This is a genomic window from Microbacterium sp. ZW T5_56 (assembly GCF_044987425.1).
In the GTDB taxonomy this organism is placed as follows: domain Bacteria; phylum Actinomycetota; class Actinomycetes; order Actinomycetales; family Microbacteriaceae; genus Microbacterium.
This window is the reverse complement of sequence record NZ_JBJDRI010000048.1, coordinates 22,607-28,801: the sequence shown is the minus strand read 5'-3', so window position 1 is coordinate 28,801 and position 6,195 is coordinate 22,607. Positions and strand designations below refer to the sequence as shown.

General features: G+C 67.9%; 6 protein-coding genes and 1 pseudogene. 2 read left to right on the top strand and 5 right to left on the bottom strand.

Going from position 1 to position 6,195, the window contains the following annotated elements; genetic code table 11:
- Together ACI3KU_RS17580 and ACI3KU_RS17575 are read right to left on the bottom strand one after the other, a co-directional pair.
- Positions 1-263 (bottom strand): annotated as a pseudogene (locus ACI3KU_RS17580) (carbohydrate ABC transporter, N-acetylglucosamine/diacetylchitobiose-binding protein); the annotation flags it as partial.
- Between the two features lie 49 nt (positions 264-312).
- Complete coding sequence (locus tag ACI3KU_RS17575) at positions 313-1,065, bottom strand: sugar isomerase domain-containing protein (RefSeq protein WP_404923631.1); 753 nt, start codon at positions 1,063-1,065, stop codon at positions 313-315.
- Positions 1,066-1,259: 194 nt separating this feature from the next.
- Between ACI3KU_RS17575 and ACI3KU_RS17570 the strand changes: the two genes are divergently transcribed.
- Positions 1,260-2,252, top strand: a complete 993-nt coding sequence (locus ACI3KU_RS17570) for an N-acetylglucosamine kinase (RefSeq protein ID WP_404923630.1) — start codon at positions 1,260-1,262, stop codon at positions 2,250-2,252.
- A 36-nt stretch (positions 2,253-2,288) separates the two neighbouring features.
- Here the strand turns inward: ACI3KU_RS17570 and hflX are convergent, their stop codons facing one another.
- Complete coding sequence (hflX, locus tag ACI3KU_RS17565) at positions 2,289-3,821, bottom strand: GTPase HflX (RefSeq protein ID WP_404923629.1); 1,533 nt, start codon at positions 3,819-3,821, stop codon at positions 2,289-2,291.
- 92 nt (positions 3,822-3,913) lie between these two features.
- Between hflX and ACI3KU_RS17560 the strand changes: the two genes are divergently transcribed.
- Entirely contained in the window at positions 3,914-4,555 is a 642-nt protein-coding gene (locus ACI3KU_RS17560; RefSeq protein ID WP_404923628.1) for a class I SAM-dependent methyltransferase, read from the top strand.
- A gap of 161 nt (positions 4,556-4,716) precedes the next feature.
- Here ACI3KU_RS17560 and dapF read toward each other — a convergent pair whose 3' ends face one another.
- Together dapF and ACI3KU_RS17550 are read right to left on the bottom strand one after the other, a co-directional pair.
- A complete protein-coding gene (dapF, locus tag ACI3KU_RS17555) occupies positions 4,717-5,598 on the bottom strand; it encodes a diaminopimelate epimerase (RefSeq protein ID WP_404923627.1) in 882 nt (293 codons plus the stop codon).
- Between the two features lie 38 nt (positions 5,599-5,636).
- Complete coding sequence (locus ACI3KU_RS17550; protein WP_404923626.1) at positions 5,637-6,062, bottom strand: GNAT family acetyltransferase; 426 nt, start codon at positions 6,060-6,062, stop codon at positions 5,637-5,639.
- Positions 6,063-6,195 lie beyond the last annotated feature (133 nt).

The window sequence follows — 6,195 nt, the reverse complement described above, 5'->3', positions numbered from 1 at the left end:
TGCATGATCTTCGCAGCGTTCTCGACGTAATCCACGCCGTAACCACCATCAAAAATCACCGCATCAACACTCGAATCCGCAGCAACACCAAACGGATTATCCGCCGTAACCTCACCCGCCGGAGCGGTGGCCCCGCCGCCACCGGTGCTACCACCGGGGGCAGCACACGAGGCCAGAGTCATACCGAACGGCACCAAGACCGCTGCGGCAGCCGCACCACGCAGCACAGTGCGACGACTGATGGACGCTTCTTTGAGTTCCATCTTCCTACCTTCCATGGTGATGTGATTTGACCAGAGGGGGAAATTCCGGTCAGCTCCCCCGTCGGATGCGCCCTCGGTAGAGGTCTTCCAACGCGGAGTTGTGCTCATCGCCGCCGGGAATGTTGGCGGAGATGTAGATCGGGGGAACCTCGCCGCGGGCAGCGATCATGCGCGCCACGCCGAGGGTGAGGGACTGGGCGATGAACGCCGCGGTCATGGAGGAGACGGCACCGACGCGGACGTCGTCGTTGATGTCCAGAGTGGTGTCGCCATACGGGGCCAGGTTGTCGATGACGACGTCGGCGATCTCGCTCAGCCGCTTGCCGCTCGGATGCTTCGGCTCCACGCGTGCGGTGTGCTCGAGGCTGGTGACGGCGATGACGCGGTGACCACGTTCCTGCGCCCACAGTGCGGTCCCGACGATCGATCCGTTGACACCGGAGTTCGACGCGATGAGGAAGACGTCGTGTTCGCCGACCGGAACGGTCTCCATCAGCTCATCCACGAGCCCCGGCTCGCGTTCCAGCGTCGCCGTCAGCTCTGATGTCTCCCTGGTGCCGAACAGGACCAAGTCGGTGAGGGAGATGCGGTTCGTGGGGATGAGACCACCTGCACGTCCGGCGATCTCCATCGCGAAGGCCTGAGAGTGCCCGGTGCCGAATGCTTGCAGCACTCCGCCGGCGTCGAGCGCCTCCACCAGATACGCCACAGCGGTGTCGTGAGCGCCGGCATCAGCATCGGCGGCGAGCCGCTCCAAACGGGTGGTGGTCTCCCGCAGGAGATCGGTGGCAGTGACCGTCATCGTGTCATCTCCTCGGGGTTGTGCACTGACCTTACCGTGCGATCGATCATCGGGATCCCGTGTACGTTTGCGCTATCATTTCGAACCTTCATTGGTCTCGTCACGATCGTTACCTGCTCCCCGGTACTCTCACAGGCAAACTATGCGCATGCGGCGCAAACGTCAAACAGCACGTCGTCACGAATGAGTCACGAATGAGTCACGAACCCCTTGTCCTCGGCATCGACGCCGGTGGGACCTCGACGCGCGCGCTACTCAGCGACAGCAGCGGCACCAGCATCGGATTCGGTGCCGGTGGGCGCGGGAATCCGGTCTCGGCCGGAGCTGATCGCGCCGCGATCGGCGTGCTCACCGCCGTGGACGCGGCCCTGTCCACGAGCGGCGCGTCGCTGGCCGACGTGCCCGTGATCGTGGCGGCGATGGCGGGGATGCAGTCGTCCGGCGGGGCCGACTGGCTGCTCGGACCGCTCGCCGAACGGGGCTTCCGCGGGCAGCTGTCCTTCGAGGCGGATCTGCTGGCGATCTATTTCAGCGGTGCCGCTTCACCGGCCGGGTATGCGATGGTCTCCGGCACGGGCGCGTGCATGATCCGGGTGGAGCATGGCGAGGTCGTCGGAACCGCGGACGGGCTCGGCTGGCTGCTGGGTGATCGCGGCAGCGGATTCTGGATCGGTCAGCAGATCGTTCGCGCGGTGGTCGAAGACCTCGACGGCACGGGACCGCGGACAGAGCTGACCGCACGGGTGCTGGAGCACTACGAGCTGGCGAACCCGCCCGCTACGAGAGAAGGGCGCCCGGAGGCGCTGTGGCGCTTGGTGACGGCCGCGTACGCTCACGCGCCGATCGAGCTCGCCTCGCTCACTCCGGCAGCCTTCGAGGCCGCCCAGGCGGGCGATGCCGTGGCGATCCGCATCCTCCGCGAAGCCGGTGAGCACCTGGCGCACTCCCTGCGGGCGATCCTGCGGGAGCCGGGGCCGCTGGTCGTCGGCGGCACCGTGCTGGCCCGCCCCGGGATCGTGCGCGAGACGTTCCTGACCGCGCTCGGGCCGGCCGCCGACGATCTGGAGCTGCGCAGCGTCGGCGACGGCGCGGTGGGGGCGGCGATGCTGGCGCTGCGTGCGCACGGCGCGACGCCGGACGACGCGGTCCGCCAGCGGCTGACCGACACCCTTCAGCGATTCCGATGAGACCGGCCGGCACCCGCGGGGGCGCCGGCCGGTGCATCACACGGCGTAGGGTCGCAGTTCCGCTGCCAAGCGCTCGCCAACGTGCGCGTGGACCCGCGTGCCCGCTTCCTCGTGTGCGGATGACAGCAGGAAGCCAGTCTCGTGAATCGCGGAGACGAGGTCGCCGCGATCGTACGGAACCACCGCGGTGATCTCCACCGCGGGCAGGGGAAGCGCAGCTTCGACGGCCGCACGAAGCTCGGCGATCCCCTCGCCGGTACGCGAAGAGACGAAGAAGGCCTGCGGCTGCAGACCACGCAGCACGAGCCGCGTGTCGTCATCCACCAGATCTGCCTTGTTGAACACGACGATCTCGTGCGCCTGACGTGCGCCGACGTCAGCCATCACGTCACGCACCGTCTGCAGCTGCGCCGCGGGGTCCGGGTGCGCGGCGTCCACGACGTGGAGGACCACGTCGGCGTCGCCGACCTCCTCCAGCGTGGAGCGGAACGCCTCGACGAGCTGGTGCGGCAGGTTACGCACGAAGCCGACAGTGTCGGTCAACGTGAAGACCCGACCGTCAGCGGTCTCACTGCGACGGGTGGTGGCATCGAGCGTTGCGAACAGCGCGTTCTCCACCAGCACGCCGGCACCCGTGAGCTTGTTCAGCAAACTCGACTTGCCGGCGTTGGTGTACCCGGCGATCGCGACCGACGGGATGGTGTTGCGGCGGCGTTCCGCTCGCTTCGCCTCGCGCGCCGGCTTGAAATCGGCGATCTGTTTGCGCAGCAGCGCCATCTTCGTGCGGATGCGTCGACGATCGAGCTCGATCTTGGTCTCACCGGGACCGCGCGATCCCATACCGGCACCGCCGGCGCCCACCTGGCCACCGGCCTGGCGGGACATCGAGTCACCCCAACCGCGCAGACGCGGCAGCAGGTATTCGAGCTGAGCGAGCTCCACCTGCGCCTTGCCCTCGCGGCTCTTGGCGTGCTGGCTGAAGATGTCCAGGATCACGGTTGTGCGGTCGATGACCTTGACCTTCACCACGTCCTCCAGCGCGCGGCGCTGCGAAGGCGCCAGCTCGGAGTCGGCGATCACGGTGTCGGCACCGAGGGCAGCGACGATATCGCGCAGCTCCTGCGCCTTTCCGCGACCGATGTAGGTGGCCGGATCCGGGTGCGGCCGGCGCTGCAGCAGGCCGTCGAGCACGATGGCACCGGCGGTCTCGGCGAGTGCCGACAGCTCACGCAGAGAGTTCTCGGCTTCCTCGGCCGAACCCTGCGGATAGACGCCGATGAGCACGACATTCTCCAGCCGCAGCTGGCGATACTCGACCTCGGTGACGTCCTCCAGCTCGGTGGACAGTCCCGCCACACGCCGCAGCGCGTGACGCTCTTCGAGATCCCACTGCTCGCCGTCGGAGCTGCCATGGCCCGCGGTCGAATCAGCCTGCAGAGCCTGGGCGGAGCCGAACACGCGGACGCCGGATCGGGAATCCGCGTGTGCGAGCACGCGCTCCACCGGATCGGTGCCCTCGAATTCGGCGCTGTCGTCGAAGCGGTCGTCGTCGATGGGGGTGTTGTTCATGTGTCCTTTCGGGGGCGCCGCCTTCGTCGGCGGGCGCAGATCAGTAAAGCCTAACCTCCGCAGCGTCGGTCGCTGCGGTAATGTGGCTCCTCATGGCGAGCGACCACTATTTCAGCTCGGAGCCCTCCAGCGCCGAGAGGCCGCGTCGTATCACCGTGACGCTGGCAGGCCGCTCTGTTGAACTCAACACCGCGGGCGGCACTTTCAGTCCCGATCACCTTGACACCGGCACAGCGGTGCTGCTGTCGCACACTCCTCCCCCGCCGCCGGGCGGCGATTTCCTGGACCTCGGCTGTGGCTGGGGGGCCATCGCGCTGACCCTGGCGCTGCTGTCACCGCACGCGCGGATCTGGGCGGTGGACGTGAATCAGCGGTCGCTCGACCTCACGCGCCGAAACGCCGCCGAGCTCGGGTTGGACAACGTCATCGCCGTGACACCCGATGAGGTGCCAGACGACGTGACTTTCCGCACGATCTGGTCGAACCCTCCGATCCGCGTGGGCAAGAACGAACTGCACGGGCTGCTGCAGCGCTGGATCCCACGCCTCGACGAGCGCAGCGATGGCTGGCTCGTGGTAGCGCGCAACCTCGGAGCGGATTCCCTGCAGAGGTGGCTCGCTGCGGAGTTCCCGACCGGCTACAGCGTTCACCGCGCGGCGACGAGCAAGGGCTTCCGGGTGCTGCGCGTACGACGCCACGGAGCCACGCCCACTGACACCATCGTCCTCCCGTAGCAGCGGCGCGGCTCGTGGGGGGCCGCGGCGCGCGAGGACGATTCGTCGTCGCTGTGGACGGTGTTCCGCGGCGGCGGATCCATCACGCCGCGGCCTGCGAGCACCTCCCGCGTGAGATGATCCCCGCGCGCTCCGTCGCGACGTCCGAGATCGGTTGTTCGTCAGTCGGCGAGGGAGATGTGACCGGTGTACACGAGCTGTGCGGGGCCGGACAGGGCGACGTGCTCGCCGTCCTGGGTCGGGAACATGCGCACGGCGAGCGTGCCGCCGGGGACCTCCACCCGCCACTGGTGGGGCGCGAGCGCGCCGGCCCAGTGGCGAACCGCCAGGGCTGCCGCCGCGGTTCCGGTACCGCAGCTCAAGGTCTCCCCCACGCCCCGCTCAAAGACGCGCATGCGGATCTGTCCGATGCCGTCCTGCACGAGCGGGTCGGACGGAACGACGAACTCGACGTTGGCACCTTCCGGCAGCCCCGGGTCCAGGATCGGGATCACGGACAGATCCAGGGCCTCCAACTCGGCTATGGAGCTCAGAGCCACCACAACGTGGGGATTTCCGACATCGATTCCCAGCGCCGGGCGCGCCACGTCCAGTCCGCGAGCGCGAACCAGCGGGTCATCCCCGGTGAGCTTCCATCGACCGAGGTCAACCTGGAATCCGCTTGCGCCGGCCGTGAGGTCGCGGACACCCGCCCGCGTGCCGATCGGCAGCGTCGAGCCGGCGGGGAGCTGGGCGAGTCCCGATTCCAGCAGGTACTTGGCGAACACGCGCGTGCCGTTGCCGCACATCTGCGCCTTCGAACCGTCGGCGTTTCGGTAGTCCATGAACCACTCTGCCTCGGGCTCTTCCGCCAGGGTGGCAGCGCCTTCCGCAATCGCGCGAGAACGCACCACACGCAGCAGTCCGTCCGCCCCGATCCCGAAGTTGCGATCGCACATCGCCGCAACCTGCTCGTCGCTCAGGTCGAGTTCACCGTCGGGATCTGCGACGATCACGAAGTCGTTGCCGGTGCCGTGACCTTTGGTGAACGCGATGGTGGGCATGCGTCCATCCTACGGAGCGGTGAGGACCCCGGTGGCCATCAGGAGTCCGCGATCAGGCGCTTCCCGGCGTTGTTGACGTCGAACGGCTCGTACCCTCGGGCCGCGTAGAAGTCCAAGACGACCTCGTTGCCTTCGCGGACCATGAGGTTCACCTTCGGGCAGCCGAGCGCGATGAGCAGCTCCTCCGCGCGCGCGACGAGCGAGGCGGCGATCCCTTCGCCACGACGATGCGGATCGGTGCCGACGTAGTACAGCGAGCCGCGGTGACCGTCGTAGCCGGCCATGGCGGTGCCGGTGATGCGATCGTCCTCCACCGCGACGAGGAACAGCTCCGACTGCACCGTGAGTTTGCGCGCGATGTCGGCCCGGGGGTCGTTCCATGGCCGGGTGAGTCCGCACGCCTCCCAGAGCGCGACCACCTGGTCGGTATCGGATGTCTGAAACGCTCGGATGTGATGGGGCACCCCTTCATCCTCTCGCACCCTCCCCCGCTTCCCGCACGCCCACCCATGTCCCGTGAGACTTCCGTCTGTGGGCGAGAATCACCGCAATGCGCCGATTTTGACCCACAGACGGAAGTCTCACGGCGGGTGGTTG